The 17,635-nt window shown below is 68.7% G+C and carries 16 protein-coding genes; 9 read left to right on the top strand and 7 right to left on the bottom strand.

Features of this window, described 5'->3' with window-relative positions; translation table 11 throughout:
- Positions 1–31 precede the first annotated feature (31 nt).
- On the bottom strand, positions 32–958 hold the full coding sequence (locus ACPCUW_RS24015) for a cyclase family protein (RefSeq protein WP_104365251.1): 927 nt from the start codon (positions 956–958) through the stop codon (positions 32–34).
- A gap of 81 nt (positions 959–1,039) precedes the next feature.
- A complete protein-coding gene (locus tag ACPCUW_RS24010; protein ID WP_423427233.1) occupies positions 1,040–2,464 on the bottom strand; it encodes an amidase in 1,425 nt (474 codons plus the stop codon).
- A 323-nt stretch (positions 2,465–2,787) separates the two neighbouring features.
- Between ACPCUW_RS24010 and ACPCUW_RS24005 the strand changes: the two genes are divergently transcribed.
- Entirely contained in the window at positions 2,788–3,549 is a 762-nt protein-coding gene (locus ACPCUW_RS24005) for a dienelactone hydrolase family protein (RefSeq protein WP_423427232.1), read from the top strand.
- A 126-nt stretch (positions 3,550–3,675) separates the two neighbouring features.
- Here ACPCUW_RS24005 and ACPCUW_RS24000 read toward each other — a convergent pair whose 3' ends face one another.
- The 4 genes from ACPCUW_RS24000 to ACPCUW_RS23985 form a co-directional block, all read right to left on the bottom strand.
- The gene (locus tag ACPCUW_RS24000) at positions 3,676–4,089 is read right to left on the bottom strand and encodes a VOC family protein (RefSeq protein ID WP_063017731.1); all 414 of its coding nucleotides are present in this window, start codon (positions 4,087–4,089) and stop codon (positions 3,676–3,678) included.
- A 76-nt stretch (positions 4,090–4,165) separates the two neighbouring features.
- Entirely contained in the window at positions 4,166–4,672 is a 507-nt protein-coding gene (locus ACPCUW_RS23995) for a hypothetical protein (protein WP_423427230.1), read from the bottom strand.
- Positions 4,673–4,742: 70 nt separating this feature from the next.
- Positions 4,743–5,180, bottom strand: coding sequence for an META domain-containing protein (locus tag ACPCUW_RS23990; protein WP_423427228.1), 438 nt, complete (start codon positions 5,178–5,180; stop codon positions 4,743–4,745).
- 30 nt (positions 5,181–5,210) lie between these two features.
- Positions 5,211–6,407, bottom strand: a complete 1,197-nt coding sequence (locus ACPCUW_RS23985; protein WP_423427226.1) for an Ig-like domain-containing protein — start codon at positions 6,405–6,407, stop codon at positions 5,211–5,213.
- Positions 6,408–6,682: 275 nt separating this feature from the next.
- Between ACPCUW_RS23985 and ACPCUW_RS23980 the strand changes: the two genes are divergently transcribed.
- From ACPCUW_RS23980 to ACPCUW_RS23960, 5 genes are all read left to right on the top strand, one after another.
- Positions 6,683–7,369, top strand: a complete 687-nt coding sequence (locus ACPCUW_RS23980) for a rhomboid-like protein (protein WP_423427224.1) — start codon at positions 6,683–6,685, stop codon at positions 7,367–7,369.
- Between the two features lie 235 nt (positions 7,370–7,604).
- A complete protein-coding gene (locus ACPCUW_RS23975) occupies positions 7,605–9,212 on the top strand; it encodes an ABC transporter substrate-binding protein (RefSeq protein WP_423427222.1) in 1,608 nt (535 codons plus the stop codon).
- A gap of 5 nt (positions 9,213–9,217) precedes the next feature.
- Positions 9,218–10,174, top strand: a complete 957-nt coding sequence (locus tag ACPCUW_RS23970) for an ABC transporter permease (RefSeq protein WP_423427350.1) — start codon at positions 9,218–9,220, stop codon at positions 10,172–10,174.
- Complete coding sequence (locus ACPCUW_RS23965; RefSeq protein WP_423427220.1) at positions 10,167–11,042, top strand: ABC transporter permease; 876 nt, start codon at positions 10,167–10,169, stop codon at positions 11,040–11,042. Before ACPCUW_RS23970 ends, ACPCUW_RS23965 begins: the two co-directional genes overlap by 8 nt.
- Before the next feature lie 68 nt (positions 11,043–11,110).
- Complete coding sequence (locus tag ACPCUW_RS23960; RefSeq protein ID WP_423427218.1) at positions 11,111–12,715, top strand: dipeptide ABC transporter ATP-binding protein; 1,605 nt, start codon at positions 11,111–11,113, stop codon at positions 12,713–12,715.
- A gap of 8 nt (positions 12,716–12,723) precedes the next feature.
- Here the strand turns inward: ACPCUW_RS23960 and ACPCUW_RS23955 are convergent, their stop codons facing one another.
- Positions 12,724–13,803, bottom strand: a complete 1,080-nt coding sequence (locus tag ACPCUW_RS23955) for an ABC transporter permease (protein ID WP_423427216.1) — start codon at positions 13,801–13,803, stop codon at positions 12,724–12,726.
- Positions 13,804–14,059: 256 nt separating this feature from the next.
- On the opposite strand from ACPCUW_RS23955, the gene ACPCUW_RS23950 reads away from it, so the two are divergent.
- From ACPCUW_RS23950 to ACPCUW_RS23940, 3 genes are all read left to right on the top strand, one after another.
- Complete coding sequence (locus tag ACPCUW_RS23950) at positions 14,060–15,142, top strand: LLM class flavin-dependent oxidoreductase (protein WP_423427214.1); 1,083 nt, start codon at positions 14,060–14,062, stop codon at positions 15,140–15,142.
- Between the two features lie 2 nt (positions 15,143–15,144).
- Positions 15,145–16,509: an NtaA/DmoA family FMN-dependent monooxygenase gene (locus ACPCUW_RS23945; protein ID WP_423427212.1), complete on the top strand. Its 1,365-nt coding sequence runs from the start codon at positions 15,145–15,147 to the stop codon at positions 16,507–16,509.
- On the top strand, positions 16,506–17,635 hold a 1,130-nt coding region (locus ACPCUW_RS23940; RefSeq protein WP_423427209.1), incomplete at its 3' end, for an LLM class flavin-dependent oxidoreductase. The genes ACPCUW_RS23945 and ACPCUW_RS23940, both read left to right, overlap by 4 nt.

Below are 17,635 nucleotides of genomic sequence, written 5' to 3'. Positions count from 1 at the left end.
AGCCACCGCGCCCCGGTGCGCTGCACAGCGGTCAGAAGATCGCGACCGGGGCGACCGGACTGCCGGTGGCACCGACGAACGGTTCCGGCATCGCCGACAGCAGGAAGTCGTAGCGGCCTTCCTCAGCACACACCCGGGAGAGGTCCTCGAGATTCCAGTTCTGGCCCTGCAGCATGCCCATCTCGACCAGGTGCAGGGCATGCACCGCCAGCCAAGGGCCGTCGGCTTCGGGCGGGCAGATCTCGAAGGTGAGGGTGTCGGTGGCGACGGCGGCGACGTCGCGGGCATGGAACCATTCCGGGCAGCGCACCGACAACCCCGGTGACGGCGTCCCGTAGCCCTCGCGGTCGCCCGCCAGATAAAGCCGCATCTGCCCGGTGCGCACCAGCACCACATCCCCGGCCCGCACCCGCACCTGCGCCATCGCCGCGGCGGCGTCGAGATCCTCCGGTGAAACGGCGTGATCGCCGGCCAGCCGGTCGACCCCGCGGGCGCGGGCGACGTCGAGCAGCACCCCGCGCGACACCAGATGCGGCACCTTCTCGATACCGCTGAATCGGGCACCGCGGTGAGCGGTGATCGAGTCGGCGGGACGGCCGTTGTAGAGACGCCCGGCATAGGAGACATGTCCGAGGCCGTCCCAGTGCGTGCCCGCCTGCAACCCCATGGTGATCGAATCGTCGCTGGTCGCAATCGTGCCGGGCCCGAACATCTCCCAGTTCAGGGCCACCATGGTGTGCAGCGGATTCACTCGTCCCGGCACGAGTCCGGTCTGCACGCCACGCTGATGCAGCGGCAGTGCCAGCCCCACTCGCCGTCCCGTGCGCACGGTCGCCGCGGCGGCCCGGACCACTTCGTCGGTGACGAAGTTCAGGGTGCCGATGTCGTCGTCGGCGCCCCAGCGTCCCCAGTTGTTCACGCGCGCCGCGATCTCACGAAAGACAGACATGTCCGGCATGTGCGCACGGTACCGGCGGTCCCGTAGGTTGCCAATCCTTCACTCCCACTGAGCGAAACGACCGTTCGGGGCGTCCGACGGTCAGCCGACGGGCGGCCGGACGGGGGCGGTGCGCCACGGGCGTGCCTGCTCGAGTTGTGCCGCGACCTGCAGCAGCAGATCTTCGCGGCCGAAGGCGGCGACCAGTTGAACGCCGACCGGCAGTCCGGCACTGTCGGTGCCCAGCGGGAGCGAGATCGCCGGCTGCCCGGTCACATTGAACGGGCTCGTCATGCCGCTGAACGACAGCGCGTGCTCCCACAGCGACGCCGGGTCCGTGGTGTCGAGCAGGCCGAGCGGCGCGACGACCGTCCCCAGCGTCGGCGTGAGCAGCAGGTCGTGGTCCGCGAAATAGCCGCCCAGCGTGATGGCCGCCGTCTCGAGGTCGCGCAGTGCGCGGACGTAATCGCCCGCGCTGTCCTGATTCGCGGCGTCGTACATCATCCGGGTCATCGGTTCGAGGTCGTCGTCGCGCACGTCGCGGCCGAGCGCTGCCAGCCGCGCCCTCACATCCACCGCGACCGGCACCGCCATCAGATACTGCAACCCGCTCATGATTTCCTCGAAGGGAAAGTCGGGCGCCTCGTCCACGACGTCGTGGCCGAGATCGGTGAGGACGCCGGCGATATCTCGCGTCGCCGCAACACAATCGGGATGTATGGCGGCGCCCGAAGGCAGCGTCGTCGCGATCCCGATGCGCAGGTGCCCCGGATCGACGCGCATGGCGTCGACGTAGCGCATCGACGGCGCGGCGATGACGTACGGATCGCCGGGGACGGCGCCGGCGCCGATATCGAGCAACATCGCCGTATCGCGCACACTGCGGGTGACGGCGTGGTTGACGCTCATCGGCGCGGCCAGCAGATTCCGTGCCGGATAGGCGGGCACCCGGCCGCGGCTGGGTTTGAGACCCACCAGCCCACACGACGATGCCGGGATACGGATGGAACCGCCGCCGTCACTGGCCTGACCCGCGGGCACGATTCCGGCGGCCACCGCCGCCGCCGAGCCGCCCGAGGAGCCCCCGGCCGAGTGATCGAGGCGGTGCGGATTGCGCGTCGGCCCGAACAGCAGCGGTTCCGTGCTCGCGTTCAACCCGAATTCCGGTGAATTCGTCTTGCCGATGATCACCATGCCGGCGCGGCGATACCGTTGCACCAGTTCGGAATCCGCGGCGGCGACAGCGTCGGCGAACAGCCGGGAACCGTTGGTCGTGGGCAGCCCCGCGACGTCCATGTGCAGATCCTTGATCACGAACGGGATCCCGCGCAGTGGACCGTCGGGTAGCCCCGCGGCCACCTCACGACGCGCCTCGTCACCGCGCTCGCTCACCACCGCGTTGATCGCGGGATTGCGCTCCGCGAGCCGGTTCAGGCTGAATTCGAGCACCTCCTCGGCCGACACGTCGCCGGCCTCGATCGCCGCGGCCAGTCCTGTCATGTCGGTGGTGTCGAACAGATCCCGCATCGAAGTCCCTATCAGTCGTGCCGTCCCGAGAATCGCGAGTCTCGTCCTACCAACCGCCGGGTCCTGGACGGACCGGTATTCCGCCTACCGGGATCTGCCGCTTCCCGCGCGTCGCGGATTTGACGGCGGCGCGGCGCGGTGAGCTACGGTGTGAGGCGATGACTACCGGGACGGCTTCACGCCACACACGGATGGGTTACCCGGTGCTCTGCTGAGCGCCCTGCGAGCCGATACGGGCTCGCATATCGACTCCTGCGGTATCGCGCGGGCTCCGCCTTCGTCGTGTTGATCACAAACCTCAACGACGACAGAAGGATTCGACAATGACCGAAACACACGGCATCTCGGTAGACGTGCGGACGCCCGACGGTGTCGCCGACGCCTATCTCACCTCCCCTGCCGATGGCGCCGCCCATCCGGGAGTGCTGGTGGTCCAGGACGGTTTCGGGCTACGCCCCAGCCTGCGGGCGCTGGCCGACCGGATCGCCGCCCACGGCTATACCGTCCTGCTTCCCAACGCCTACTACCGTCACGGGCGTGCACCGGTGGTCGAGTTGCCGGACTACATCGATCCGGTGCGGCGACCCGAGATCTTCCAGCAGGTCTTCCCGATGATCCGCGACCTCACAGCGGAGTTCTGGCGCTCCGATGCCGCCGCCTACCTCGACTGGCTCGCGGCCTCGCCGAAGGTCGCCGCGGGCAGGGCCGGCGTCACCGGCTATTGCATGGGCGCCCGCCTGGCGGTGCTGACCGCCGGCATGTTCCCCGACCGGATCGCGGCGGTGGCCGGATTCCACGGCGGACCGCTCGTCACCGACGCCGCCGACAGTCCGCACCGCAGCGCCGGAAACATCACGGGCGAACTGTATTTCGCCCACGCCGGCGAGGACGACCACATGACCCCCGAACACATCAGTGCCTTCGACAAGGCACTGGCCGACGCCGGCGTCCGCCACCGCACCGAGGTCTACGAAGGAGCCCACCACGGGTTCACCCAGGCCGACACCTCCGCATACGACGCCGAAGCCGCCGAACGCCACTACCGCGAACTCCTGGCCCTGTTCGACCGCAACCTGCGCCGGTAGGTCGAGAACACGGACCCGCGACTGGGTGCGACGCCGGATCGCTGGGAGCAGGGCGATATCCGGGCTCGGCGGCAACGCCGAGCCCGGATATCGCCCTACCGACGCCGCAGTCCCCTCACCCGGCGACTACTTGGGCGCGACCAGTTCCAGCGCGATGTTGTCCGGATCCCGAAACTCGAGTATGTAACTGACACCGATGTCCTTGATGTCCTCATGCGCTATCCCGCAAGCGTCCAGATGCGCTGCGGCGGCTTCCAATTCGGCGAGCGACGCGACAGTGAAAGCGAGATGGTCGAGACCGACACGATTCTCGTCGAAACGGTCGGAACCGACCGGCCGCAGCCCGATCAAACCGTGTTCCATCCGGTAGATCACCCCGCCGAAAAGAAAACCGAGACGCTCACGCGTCTCCTCATCCGCATCGGCCGGAACCTCCAGCGCCACAGGCCAGCCGAATACCTGCTCGTAGAAGGCCCGCGACCGGCCGATATCGCACACCGTGAGACGGACGTGAGCAACAGATCCCGTAGCAATCGCCATAACGATCATGCTCGCACGCCGCCTCCCTACCCGCAGGTTCCCGGCCGCCGACTACCGGCCGGGCGCCCCGAGCGGGTCAGACCGGGGCTTCGGTGGGCCGACCGTGCAGCAGGGCCTGCAGTTGTTCGGTGTGGCCTGGTAGCTCCACGTCGGTCAGGCCGGTGATCAGATCCCGCAGAGGTAGTGGCTGATCGACCAGCACGGTGTCGTTGGAGAGCAGACGAGTGGGAACCACGGTGTCGAGTTCGGTTTCGCTGAGGGCCGGGCCGGAGAGGCCGCAGAGGACCTCGGCTTGCCGGTACAGGCGGTCCCGCAGGCCGGTGCTGCCGCCGGCAAGCTCTACGACACGGTCGATGGTCCAGATGTCGAGGGCAATGCGGTTGTCGTAGGTGGTGTGCTCGCCCGCGGCGACGGCCGACGCGGCAGCGATGGTGGCGGCGGTGATCAGGCAGACGTGCCCGAGGATCCGGTCGGCATTCCATTCGCCTGGTGCGGGGGCGATCGTCGGGGTCGAATCGGCTACGGCGCCGGCGGCTTCCAGAAGCGTGCGGTAGGCGTCGCTCAACGCGGTGGTGTCCAACATGGGGAAATTATGCAGGCATTCACCTGCATAATTCAACCTGGGGTTGTCCCGGAAGTGCATGCCGACCGAGTCACCCCGCAGGTTCGGACTCGTGCAGAGTCACGGTGCGGTCGGCGGTTTTCAACGTCAATGTCGCGCCGTCGAGACTCCATCTCGGGCTCGCTTGCAGGAGTGAGGTCGCCCATTCGTCGGCTCCGGCGCGGTCGCCTCCGCACGCCATGCGAGTTGCGGCGAGGGGGCCGGTGTGGAGGGTGTTCCCGGTCAGGTCGGCGGAGCCCATGAGGGTGTTGCAGCCGGCGGTGGCGCTGAGGTGACCCGCGGTGAAGGTCAGGCGGAGCGGGCCGTCGCCAGGGATTCGCGGGCCTTGGACGCCGGTGGAGACGTAAGTGTGGCCGACGGGAGTGGCTTGTGCGGAATCCGTTGGGGCGGAAACGTTTCCGGAGGAGCAGGCGGCGCCTGCCGCCAGCACGGCCAGGACCGGAGCGATTCGCAGGATATTCGCCGACATGCTCCGATGGTAGCCGCCGGGTGGGGCGGATCAGCTGTTCGCGTTACCGGCCTGCCACGTGGTCCACGGGACCTCCCAGTCGCCGTAGGTGTCCCATACGGGCAGCGGCTGCCCGCCCGAGTTGGTGATCTCCACGACGTCGCCGACGCCGAAGTGGTCGAAGAACCACTGGGCGTTGTCGGGTGAGAGGTTCACACAGCCGTGCGACACGTTGCTGGCCCCCTGCTGCCCCACCGACCAGGGCGCCGAATGGACGAATTCGCCGTCGTTGGAGATCCGTTCGTCCAGGTCCACCTTCTCGCGGTAGTACCCGGGCTGGCCGGCGCAGACCCCGTAACTGCAGGAGTCCATGATGATCGACGGCGATTTCTCCGAAATGACATGCGGCCCTTCGTGCGACGGGAACCCGGGCGAGCCGAGACTCATCGGCATCTGGTTCACCTGCGCGCCGTTGTGCAGGATCGTCAGCTGTTCGGTGTTGCCGTCGGCCTGCGCGATCCAGGAGTCGTGCACCGTGTAGTCGGCGCTGTTGTTCTCGGCGCCGAACACCCCGTCGCCGAGGTCGAGACCGAAGACGTCGGCTTCGATGTGGATCTTGGTGCCCGGCTGCCAGTACTGCGCGGCGCGGTAGTGCACATCCTTGTCGTCGACCCAGTACCAGGCGCCCGGCTGCGGCGGCGTGACGGTGACCTTCAGATGCTTCTGCACCTCGGCCTTGTTCGCCACCGGCGCGGTGAACTGGAACACCATCGGCTGCCCGACGCCGATCCCGGTCCGGGCGACCAGATCGGGCGCGGGCACCACATTCGCGTACGCCTTGTGCCCGGCGTCGATGGTGGCCACGGTGAATGTCTTGTTCGTCGCGACCTGGGCGAGGTTCACCGCTTGGGCGTCGACGCGGTAGGTGGTCCCGTAGCTCAGCGGATCCTTCGAGGTCCAACTGCGATGGTCGGCACCGAAATCGCCGGCGACCGCTTTACCGTCCCCATCGGTGACGGTGACCTTGGTCAGCATGCCGTCGGCGGAGTTCACCACGAGGGGCGTCGCCGGATTGAGCGGTCCGTGGTCGGCCGCGGGCACATCGATCGTCGCGGGCGCGGTGATATCGGGCCCCTTGGACACCGGCGCCGACGACGTGCCGCCATGCGAGCCGCCACATCCGCCGACGAGCACGACGATCGCCGTCAGCACCGCCGACACCACCAGTAGAGATCGACGCCTGCGCACGTCCTCACCGCCTCTGTCTCGCACCCTCGCATGCACAGCGCCCACCCGGGACACAGCACCCTCCAGTCCACACCATCAATCCGGTGTCGCACCGCAGCAGCAGAGTACGTGTCGTCGCCGCCCGGCGCGCGTCCGGCATGGTCGGACCAGGCGTTTTGCCGCATTCGTGGCATTCGGCGACGGATGATGCGGGCTCACCCGCTACGGGTGATTGCGCGCGGACAGTGCGGCCGCATAGTGGAGCGATCTTCGCGATTCGTCGAGGAAGGTGACCGATGCCCAGGCGAGAGCGCTTCCGGTGGCGGACCGCCGCGGGCGCGGTCGGCGACTACATCCGGCACGCGCCCGGCACCTACATCTGGCTGGCCATCCTGCTGGTGTCCACACTCGTGGTCCGGCACCTGCCTCCCGATCAGGCCGAGATACTGCTGGGCAACCGCTCGACCAATCTGCATCATCTGCGCGAGGATCCGGTGCACGTGCTGATCTCCAGCGCGTTCTGGCTCGCGGGCGGTGGCTGGTTCGGCTACGCGGTCAGCTACACCCTCTTCCACGCCCAGGCCGAACGCTGGCTGGGAACGCTGCGCTGGCTGGCGGTGGTGGTGATCGCGCACGTCGGCGCGACCTATATCAGCGAGGGCGTGCTGTATTGGGCTATTCATCACGGTTACGCACCCGAATCCGCGGTGAACACCCTCGATTACGGCGTGAGCTACGCCTTGGCGGGTGTGATCGCCGTGCTGGTGTATCGGATCGCGAAGCCGTGGCGGTACGTGTACCTGCTCGGAGTGGTCGTCTTCTACGCGATTCCGGTCTTCGCGAACCGAACCTTCACCGACATAGGACATTTCAGTGCGATGGTCCTCGGCCTTGCCTGCTACCCGCTGACCCTCGGGCGTCCGGGTGTGTGGGATCCGGAGGTGGCGGTGCGTGGGCTCGCCGGGTCCGTGCGACACCGGTAATCACACCGCTGGGCCGTCGTCGCGACAAGGATTGGATTCAGCGCGATCCAGAGTGCTGACCCCGCATCGGAATTCCCCTAGCGTGACGTTTCGCCCATCCAGAGCGATCGAGAGACCCGGCTCCACGACATCGCAGCAACCCGCCGACCGGGTGTGGGTGCTACCGCCGGGACCGGCCGACCACTTCCAGCCGTCCACCCGGCACCTACCGCATCGATCCACCCGGAGTCATCGAATGAAACGCATTCTCTCGCCGGCGCTCGCACTCACCGCGACGCTGGCGATCGCCGCCTGCGCGAACACCACCGATGGTGGCGGCGACGCCGGTCCGCCGCAGTCGGGCGGAACCCTGCGCTACGGCCTGTCGCAGGCGCCGACCTGCTCGGATCCGGCCCAGGCCGGCACCAACCAAACCCTCTACGTGGCACGCCAGATCGTGGATTCGCTCACCGACCAGGATCCCGCGAGCGGGGAAATCAAGCCGTGGCTGGCGACCTCCTGGCAGGTGAGCCCGGACGCGAAGACCTTCACCTTCCATCTGCGGCCCGACGTCACGTTCAGCGACGGCACACCGCTGACCGCCACGTCGGTGCAGAAGAACTTCGACGCCGTGGTGCACACCCTCACCGCGGCGAAAGCGCCGCTGGGCGCGAGCTATCTGTCCGGCTACGCGGGGACCACGGCGATCGATCCACTCACCGCCGAGGTGCGATTCGACACGCCGAACGCGCAATTCCTGCAGGCCTCCTCGACCCCGCAGCTGGGCATCCTCGCCGCCGCGACCACCGCGAAACCGGCCGAACAGCGCTGCCTCGGTGACAACATCGGCAGCGGTCCGTTCGTCTATGCCGGCTATCGCCAGGACGCCTCCGCCACACTGGTCAAGCGCCCCGGATACCGGTGGGGTTCGGCGGTGTTCGCCCATTCCGGCGAGGCGTATCTGGATCGCATCGAATTCACGGTCGTCCCCGAGGCAGGAGTGCGGACCGGCAGCCTGTCGTCGAATCAGCTCGACGCCGTCAGTGACGCACTGCCACAGGATGTCCCGCAACTCGAGGCCGCCGGCGCCAAGGTGCAGTTCGACTCGAATCCGGGCGTTCCCTTCGGACTGCAGCCGAATGTGAGCCGTGCGCCGCTGTCGGATTCCGCCGTGCGCCAGGCCCTGTTGCACGCCATCGACCGCAAACAGCTGGTGGATACGGTGCTGGGACCGCAGTTCCTGCCCGCCACCGGCCCGCTGGCCTCGAAAACGCCTGGGTACGTGGATCTTTCGAAGTCGATAACCTTCGACCCCGACCAGGCGCGTCGCCTCCTGGACCAGGCCGGGTGGGTGCCCGGCGGCGACGGAATCCGCATCAAGGACGGGCGGCGACTGTCGTTCGGTGTGCTGTTCGGTGCGCAGTTCGCCGCGAATCAGGCGACCTTGGAACTGGTGCAGCAGCAACTACGCAAGGTCGGGGTGGACATCCGGCTGGAGTTGACGCCCGTCGCCGAGTACACCGCGCGGCAGAACGCCGGTGACTTCGACGCCACCTACTTCAACACCACCCGCGCCGACGGCGACATCCTGCGCACCACCTTCGGCCGCGGACAGCGAAACCTCAACCAGCGCGGACCGATTCCGGCGCTGGACCAGGCGCTCGCCGACCAGCTCTCGACCACCGACCCGGCGGCGCGGGCGGGGATCATCGGGCAGGCACAGCGATCGGTGATCGAGAACGGACTGTGGTTGCCGACCATCGAATTGTCGCAGGCGATCGGTGTGTCGGGCGCGGTGCACGATCTGAAGTTCGAGGCCTCGGCCCGTCTGCAGTTCCACGACACCTGGTTGAGCAAGCGATGAATCCGATGACCCGGTATGTGATCGTGCGCGTGCTGCAGGCGATCGGCGTGCTCTGGGCGGCGTTCACCATCTCCTTCGCCGTACTGTTCCTGCTGCCGTCGGATCCGGTGCAGATGGCCGTCGACGCGGATCCGGGCGTGCCTCCCGATCCCGCGGCCATCGCGGAACTGCGGGCCAGATACGGCCTGGATCGCTCGGTGCCGGAACAATATTGGACCGCGCTCACCCACGCCGTCCGGGGCGATCTCGGGCGCTCGCTGAACACCGGGCAAACCGTCACCGGGGCCCTGGCGCAGTCGATTCCCTCGACTCTCGCGCTGGCCGGTCTCGCGCTGCTGCTGGCGATCGTCTTCGGCGCCGCGCTGGCCGTGGCCGCGTCCTACACCCGGCGGCCGTGGTTGCGGAATCTGCTCACCGCGCTACCGCCGATCGGCGCGGCGATGCCTACGTTCTGGGTGGGATTGCTTCTGCTGCAACTGTTCTCGTTCCGGCTTCGTCTCGTGCCCGCATTCGGCGGGACGGGTTTCAGCGGCACGATCCTGCCCGCGATCACCCTGGCCGTGCCGGTCGGTGCCGTCATCGCGCAGGTGCTCCACAGCGGTCTGGCCACCACCTGGCGGCAGCCGTTCGTCGAGGTGGCTTTCGCCAAGGGCGCCTCGCGGCTGTGGGTGCAGTGGCGGCACGTGCTGCGCGCCGCGGCCGGGCCGGCCCTCACCGTCGCCGGACTGTGGGTCGGCACGGTACTGGCAGGTTCCGTGGTGGTCGAGACCGTGTTCTCCCGCGGCGGACTGGGCCGGCTCACTCAGAACGCGGTGCTGCATCAAGACATTCCGGTGGTGCAGGGCATCGCGTTGATCGCCGCCCTGGCATTCGTGGTGGTGAACCTGGCGGTGGATCTGATCTATCCGGTGCTCGATCCCCGCGTCGCCGAGGCTCGCGAGAAGGTGCGCGTTCATGTCTGACACACTGCTCATCGCCGACCCCCCGTCCGTCCGGACGGCGGAACTGCGGCGCGCGTTGGCGCCGAAACGGCTGCGTGCCACCGCAGGACTCGCGGTGTCGATCCTCGTGCTGATCGTGGTTCTCGGCTGGGCGGTCGCGCCCTCGCTTCTCGCCGGCGACGATCCACGCGCGGGCGTGCCGGAGGAGAAATTCCGCGGCCCGAGCCTGCAGCACTGGTTCGGTACCGACAATCTCGGCCGCGATCTGTACACCAGAGTGGCGCACGGGGCGGCGCTGACGCTGTCGGCGACCGTCTGTGCCGTGCTGCTGGGGCTGGTGGTCGGGTCGGCGATCGGTCTCGTCTCCGGCACCCTCGGCGGCACCGTCGATGCCTTCGTCATGCGCGGAGTCGATGTGCTGCTCGCGATTCCCGAACTGTTGTCGGCGCTGGTACTCATCACGGTGCTCGGTCTGGGCACCCGGAACGTGGCCATCGCGGTGGGAGTGGCGCTGATCGCCCGGTTCGCGCGGGTGATGCGTGCGGAAGTGCTGCGAGTGCGCCGCGCGCCCTACGTGGAGGCGGCGTTCGCGTGCGGAGTGCGCTGGCACACCGTGCTGCTGCGTCACATCCTGCGGACGGCCTACGCGCCGGTCGCCGCCCTGGCCGCGGTCGAATTCGGTGTTGCGGTGCTGGCGATCTCGTCGCTCAGTTTCCTCGGCTACGGCGCCGCGCCACCCACCCCGGAATGGGGTTCGCTGATCTCGGAAGGCCGCAACTACCTCGTGCTCGCCTGGTGGATGACCACCCTGCCCGGCCTGGTGATCGTCGCGGTGGTGCTCGCCGCCCAGCGCATCGGCCGTTCGATCGGGAGCACGGACGACCGATGAGACATACTCGCGCGGCTTCTGATCGGTCCGACCGGGTGCGGGTGTCCCGCGAAAATACAGGAGGACCGATGAGCGACGATACATTGTTGCGGGTCGACGACCTGCACGTCCGCTACGGCGGCGCATCGGTGGAGGCGGTGTCCGGTGCGACGCTGGAGATCGCTCGCGGAGAGACCGTCGCGCTGGTCGGCGAATCCGGTTCGGGCAAATCCACACTCGCCCATGCGGTCATCGGCCTGTTGCCCGATTCCGCGGAAGTCTCCGGCGGCGGAATCGTTTTCGACGGTCACCGGCTCGACACCGCGTCCGACCGCACCCTGCGCGGCCTGCGGGGTGCGCGCATCGGACTCGTCCCGCAGGATCCCGGGACGTCGCTGAATCCGGTGCAGCGCATCGGCGATCAGGTGGCCGAGGTGTTGCGCATCCATCGGCGGGCCGATCGCCGCACGGCACGGCTGGAGGCGGTGCGGTTGCTCACCGAGGCGGGCCTGGACCGGCCGGAGGTGCGGGCCAGGCAATATCCGCAGGATCTGTCCGGAGGGCAGCGCCAGCGGGTACTGATCGCGATCGCACTGGCCTGCGAACCGGAGCTGGTGATCGCCGACGAACCGACCAGCGCCCTGGACGTCACCGTGCAGCGCCGCATCCTCGATCACCTCGCCGACCGCACCGCGCAGCTCGGCACGGCGGTACTGCTCATCACCCACGACCTGGCGGTGGCCGCCGACCGCGCCGATCGGATCGTGGTCATGCGGCACGGCCGGATCGTCGAAACCGGAACCACCGCAGCCGTTCTCACCGATCCGCAGCACGAATACACTGCCGAACTGCTCGCCGCCGCGCCGAGCGCGGAGTCACCGGTGCGCCGAGCGCGCCCGCGTGCCGAACGATCCTTGCTGGTGGCGACCGGTTTGCGCAAGAGTTTCCGGATCGCGCGGGGCGTGCGCACGGACGCGGTCGACGACGTCTCACTGGATCTCGATCGCGGCGAGACACTCGCCCTGGTCGGCGAATCCGGCTCCGGCAAGACCACCACCGCTCGCATCCTCGCACGGCTGTCCGCGCCCGATGTGGGCAGCATCCGCTTCGACGGGCGCGATGTCGCCGGTCTGCGCGGCGCCGCGCTGCGGGAATTTCGCCGGCGCGTCCAGGTGGTGTATCAAAATCCCTACACATCGCTGAATCCCACCCTGAGTGTGGCGAAGATCGTGGGAGAACCGTTGCAAGCCTTCGGGATCGGCGATCGCCGCGCCCGGGTCGCCGAACTGCTCGAGCAGGTAGCCCTGCCCGGAGAAGTCGCCGACCGGCGCCCGGAGCGGCTGTCGGGCGGGCAGCGGCAGCGCGTCGCGATCGCGCGGGCGCTGGCACTGCGGCCGGATGTGCTGGTGCTGGACGAACCGGTGTCGGCGCTCGATGTCGGAGTGCAGGCACAGATTCTGGCGTTGCTGGAGCGATTGCAGTCCGAGCTGGACCTGAGCTATCTGTTCATCTCCCACGATCTGGCCGTGGTGCGTCGCATCAGCGACCGCGTCGCGGTGATGCGGCAGGGCACGATCGTCGAAACAGCCGACACCGCAACGCTGTTCGACGATCCGAGGCACGAATACACGCGCGAGTTGCTGGCCGCGGTACCGGGCGGGTTCGTCCGGCCGGCGATCGAACGGTCCGCCTGAGACGGGAACTATTCGTCGTGGCCGGCCGGCTCGTCGGGGTCGTTCGCATCGGTCTGCCGGTCCCGCCACACCCAGAACACCGCTGAGGCGACCAGCGCCCACCCGGCGAGCACCAGATACGGGAAGAGGTGCTGGTGGCCGGAGAAGTACACCGCGGTGTGCTGGGCGTTCACCGACGCGCCCGGCGGTAGCCAGCGGCCGATCGCCCCGAGTACCGATGGCAGCAGCGGCCACGACACCGCGCCCCCGGAGGACGGGTTGCCCAGCAGCACCATCACACCCCAGGTCGGGATCATCGCCCAGCGCCCGAACAGCGCGCTGAACATCGAGAAGATCATGCCCGAGGTGAACATCGTGAACGCCAGGATTCCCCACGACTGCACGAACGGCAGCGTCAGCGCGCCCAGCCACCAGTCCACCAGGGCGGCGATCGCGAACCCGCCCAGCAGGGAGTAGGCGACGGTGAACCCGATCCGCTGCACCGCGGTCAACGCCCCGGCGTGCACGCTGAGCTGGATGGCGCCGACGAAGCCGATGATCACCGCCGCCAGCGTGATGTAGAAGATCGCCAATCCGCGCGGATCGCCCGGCTGGAGCGGGTTGATATCGGTCACCACGATCGGTATCCCGGTCCGGCGGCTCGCCTCGGCGGCCGCGGTGGTGACCACCTGGGCCACCGACGAACCGGACGCACCCGACACATCGACCGGGATCCGCGCGGCGGTGCGCACGTCCAGGATGGCGAACACCCGCTGCGATTCGACGGCCTCGCGCGCCGCCTCCGGGGTGTCGTAGTGCAGCGGATGCAGCGAGCCGTTCAGTTCTCGGTCCATGGTGTCGAGGAAGCGCTGGTCGAGCTCCGGTACCGCGGTCCCCGCGTCGACGACGGCGACCGGGATCCGGTGCGGTGTCGGATTGGCGAGGATATAGGTGTAGGAGCCGGCGAACAGTCCGGCCGCGATCGCCAGGATGAACACCAGCACCGTTGCCGGCAGATACGGCGAGTGCCGGAAGCGATGCCAGCGGCCGCGCCATCCGCTCGGGGCCACCGGCACCACGGCCGCGGTATTCCGCTCGTGGTCGGACATGCCGCCACCTTAGGAGCCCCCGGCACCCGAATCCGGGAAGCCGGCAGGAACGGCGGCCCCCGCAGGAAGGCCGCTTCGAGTCCGCGCCGATGCCGCCGCCGCAAGAATAGAATTCAGCGCGATCGAGAGTGCTGACGCCGCAGGTGATTTCTCCTAGTTTGAGCTTCTGCCCATCCGGCGATCGCGGGACATCTCCGCTTCCCTCCTACCGCGATGCGGCCGTGTTGTCTGGTGTCGATCGAAAGGACGCCTTCGCATGTCGTCGTTGCCGCCCCTGCTCGGGGTGGAATTGTCCGGCACGGGTACCCACCCGGCGTCGTGGCGGCGGGCCGACTCCCGCGCCGAAGAGCTGTTCACACCCGGCTACTGGCTCGACGCGATCACCGCCGCCGACCGGGCCGGATTCGACTTCGTCTTCCTCCCGGACTCCTTCGGTGTGGGCGCCGGCGGTTACGGGCCGTTCGACGCGATCGCGCTCGCGGCCCGTGCCGCCGCCGCGACCCGGACCATCGGCCTGATCCCGCAGGCCACGGTCACCCACACCGAACCGTTCCACGTGTCCAAGGCGATCGCCTCCCTCGACTACGCCACCTACGGCCGGGCGGGGTGGGAGGTCGCCGTCTCGGCCGAGGCCGAGCAGACGACGCTGTTCGGCCGCAAGCAGCCGCGGGACGACACCTCGCTGTGGCGGGAGGCCGACGAGGCAATCGAGGTGGTGGCCCGGCTGTGGGACAGCTGGGAGGACGACGCCGAGATCCGCGATCTCGCGACCGGCCGGTTCATCGACCGCGACCGGTTGCACTACATCGATTTCGAGGGCGAGAACTTTTCCGTCAAGGGCCCCTCGATCACACCCCGGCCGCCGCAGGGCGGGCCGCCGATCGCGGTGCGCGCCGCGTCTGCGGCGAGCACCCGCCTCGCGGTCAACCGTGCCGATCTGATCCGGATCAGCGCCGCCGGCCTCGACGAGGCCGCCGCCCTGCGCACTCGGCTGCGCTCCGCGGTCGCCGCGGCCGGCCGGACGCCCGACGAGGTGCGGATCCTGCTCGACGTCGAGGTGCATCTCGCCGCGACGGAGGGCCGGGCCCACGCGGAGCTCGACCAGCTCGACGCCTGGGGGCCTGCGGCCCCGGCCGCGACCGTGCGCCACCTCGGCACCGCCGACGGACTGCGCGCGCTGCTCGACCGGACTCGGCGCGAATGCGCCGCCGACGGTCTGGTGTTGCGGCCATTGGCGATACCCGCGTTCAGCGCCGCACTCGTGCGGCCGGCACGCAGCCTGCGCGGCCGCATCGGCTTGACGCGCCCCGCCAACCGCTACGTACTCGCTCAAGGATGAGGATGCCGAAACAACAGGTACGCAAGCAGATTCACCTGGCCGCCCACTTCCCCGGAGTGAACAACACCACGGTGTGGAGCGTGCCGGAATCGGGCAGCCAGATCGAGTTCGACTCCTTCGTGCACCTGGCGCGCACCGCCGAGCGCGGCCTGTTCGACTTCTTCTTCCTCGCCGAGGGGCTGCGGCTGCGCGAACACCGCGGCCGCATCTTCGACCTCGACGTGGTCGGTCGTCCCGACACCTTCACCGTGCTCAACGCGCTCGCCGGGGTCACGACCCGCCTCGGCCTGGCCGGCACGATCAACACCACGTTCAACGAACCCTACGAACTCGCACGGCAATTCGGCAGCCTGGACCACCTCTCGGGCGGACGGGCCGCCTGGAACGCGGTCACCTCCTCCGACGCGTTCACCGGCGAGAATTTCCGCCGCGGCGGCTATCTGGACCACTCGCAGCGCTACGTGCGCGCGGCGGAGGTGGTCGACGCGACCCGCGCGATCTGGGACAGTCGCGCCGGCGGGGCGCCGGTCGTCGACCGCGAACGCGGGGTATTCGGCGGCCCGGCGTCCCGATTCGCCTATCGCGGAACGCAATTCGATATCGAAGGCGTCTACGGGTTGCCGGCGAGCCCGCAGGGATATCCGGTGCAGATTCAGGCCGGTGATTCCGAGGAGGGCCGGGACTTCGCCGCCGCGAAGGCCGATGCGATCTTCAGCCGCCACGGCGAACTCGAGGACGGGCGCCGGTTCTACACCGACATCAAAACCCGGCTCGCGAAGTACGGCCGCCGCCGCGACGATCTGAAGATCCTTCCCGCCGCCACTTTCGTGCTCGGTGACAGCGACGCCGACGCGCAGGAGCGGGCCCGGGAGATCCGCCTGCAGCAGGTGGGGCCGCAGACCGCGATCGCCTTCCTCGAACAGGTCTGGGGCCGTGACCTTTCCGGCTACGACCCCGACGGGCCGCTGCCCGAGAGCGATCCGGTCGACAACGCGAACATCACCCGCGGACGCGTCCGGCACGCCAAGGATCCGCGCGCGATCGCCGAGGACTGGCGCGCCAAGGCCGCCGCGGAGAAGCTGAGCATCCGCGAATTGATCATCGAGGTGACCGCGCGCCAGCAGTTCGTCGGCACGCCCGCTCGGGTCGCCGCGGAGATCGATCGGTACGTGCAGTCCGACGCCGCCGACGGATTCGTGCTTGTCCCGCATCTCACGCCCGCCGGCCTCGACGAATTCGTCGACAAGGTCGTTCCCGAACTTCAGGAGCTGGGCAGTTTCCGAACCGAGTACACCGGTGTGACCCTGCGCGAACATCTGGGTCTGCGCCATCCGCATCGCGGCAGCGAAGGAGTGCGAGCGTCATGACCGTGCCGTTGTCGATTCTGGATCTCTCCCCCGTCAGCGCCGGATCCACACCGCGGCAGGCGCTGCGCAACACCATCGATCTGGCCCGTCACGCCGAGGCGTGGGGGTATCGCCGATTCTGGGTCGCCGAACATCATTTCGTCGCGGTGGCCTCCTCGGCGCCGACCACCCTCATCGCGTTGATCGCGGCCGCCACCGACAGCATCCGCGTCGGCTCGGCCGCCGTGCAGGCCGGTCAATACACCTCCGCGGCGGTGGTCGAGGCGTTCGGCACCATCGACGCGCTGTATCCGGGACGGCTGGATCTGGGGCTCGGACGCTCGGCGCATCGGATCGCGGAGGTGCGCTCGGCGGGGGTGAAACCCGTACCCGCGCCCGACCGCCCGACCCGGGTGCGCGACGGTGTGGTGATCCCGCCGCCGTTCAGCCCCGGGCGGCTGCTGGATACGACCCGGCTGGCGGCGAGTTTCGAGGCACTGCAACTGCCCGGGACAAAGCCACTGGACTACGGCCGTCAGGTCCGCGAGATCCGCGACCTGCTCTCCGGGAACTACCGCAGCTCCGAAGGTGTTGCCCTGCACTCTGTTCCGGGCGAGGGTGCCGAGGTTCAGCTGTGGCTGTTCGGAAGTTCCGGCGGTGAGAGCGCCCAGCTCGCGGGCCGGCTCGGACTCCCGTTCGCGGCCAACTACCACGTCTCCCCCGGCACGATCGTGGAGACGGTGGAGGCGTATCGCGCCGCCTTCCGGCCCTCGGCGGTTCTCGACCGGCCGTATCTGGTGGTGTCGGCGGACGTGGTGGTCGCCGACGACGACGCGACCGCCACCCATCTGGCCTCGACCTACGGACATTGGGTCTACAGCATCCGCAGCGGCGCCGGCGCAGCCGAATACCTCGATCCCGATACCGCTCCCCCGCTGACCGAACAGCAGCAGCGCCTGGTGCACGATCGCGTCACCACTCAGTTCGTCGGCGCGCCGAATGTGGTGGCCGAACGACTCTCGGCGCTGCAGCAGCTGACCGGCGCCGACGAACTCGTCGTCACCAGCGTCACCTACCGGCACGAGGACAGGCTGCGCTCGCACGAACTGCTCGCCTCCGAATGGGGTCTACCGCAGCTCCGCGCGGC

The organism is Nocardia sp. AB354, from assembly GCF_049538315.1.
Classification (GTDB): Bacteria; Actinomycetota; Actinomycetes; order Mycobacteriales; family Mycobacteriaceae; genus Nocardia; species Nocardia nova.
The sequence above is the reverse complement of the archived record's forward strand: the minus strand, read 5'-3'. Positions and strand labels throughout refer to the sequence as shown.

Excerpts from the sequence above, each read along its gene's own strand:
- ACPCUW_RS24015 (WP_104365251.1), bottom strand. The coding sequence starts at position 958 with ATGCCGGACATGTCTGTCTTTCGTGAGATCGCGGCGCGCGTGAACAAC.
- ACPCUW_RS24010 (WP_423427233.1), bottom strand. The coding sequence starts at position 2,464 with ATGCGGGATCTGTTCGACACCACCGACATGACAGGACTGGCCGCGGCG.
- ACPCUW_RS24005 (WP_423427232.1), top strand. The coding sequence starts at position 2,788 with ATGACCGAAACACACGGCATCTCGGTAGACGTGCGGACGCCCGACGGT.
- ACPCUW_RS24000 (WP_063017731.1), bottom strand. The coding sequence starts at position 4,089 with ATGGCGATTGCTACGGGATCTGTTGCTCACGTCCGTCTCACGGTGTGC.
- ACPCUW_RS23995 (WP_423427230.1), bottom strand. The coding sequence starts at position 4,672 with ATGTTGGACACCACCGCGTTGAGCGACGCCTACCGCACGCTTCTGGAA.
- ACPCUW_RS23990 (WP_423427228.1), bottom strand. The coding sequence starts at position 5,180 with ATGTCGGCGAATATCCTGCGAATCGCTCCGGTCCTGGCCGTGCTGGCG.
- ACPCUW_RS23980 (WP_423427224.1), top strand. The coding sequence starts at position 6,683 with ATGCCCAGGCGAGAGCGCTTCCGGTGGCGGACCGCCGCGGGCGCGGTC.
- ACPCUW_RS23975 (WP_423427222.1), top strand. The coding sequence starts at position 7,605 with ATGAAACGCATTCTCTCGCCGGCGCTCGCACTCACCGCGACGCTGGCG.
- ACPCUW_RS23970 (WP_423427350.1), top strand. The coding sequence starts at position 9,218 with ATGACCCGGTATGTGATCGTGCGCGTGCTGCAGGCGATCGGCGTGCTC.
- ACPCUW_RS23965 (WP_423427220.1), top strand. The coding sequence starts at position 10,167 with ATGTCTGACACACTGCTCATCGCCGACCCCCCGTCCGTCCGGACGGCG.
- ACPCUW_RS23960 (WP_423427218.1), top strand. The coding sequence starts at position 11,111 with ATGAGCGACGATACATTGTTGCGGGTCGACGACCTGCACGTCCGCTAC.
- ACPCUW_RS23955 (WP_423427216.1), bottom strand. The coding sequence starts at position 13,803 with ATGTCCGACCACGAGCGGAATACCGCGGCCGTGGTGCCGGTGGCCCCG.
- ACPCUW_RS23950 (WP_423427214.1), top strand. The coding sequence starts at position 14,060 with ATGTCGTCGTTGCCGCCCCTGCTCGGGGTGGAATTGTCCGGCACGGGT.
- ACPCUW_RS23945 (WP_423427212.1), top strand. The coding sequence starts at position 15,145 with ATGCCGAAACAACAGGTACGCAAGCAGATTCACCTGGCCGCCCACTTC.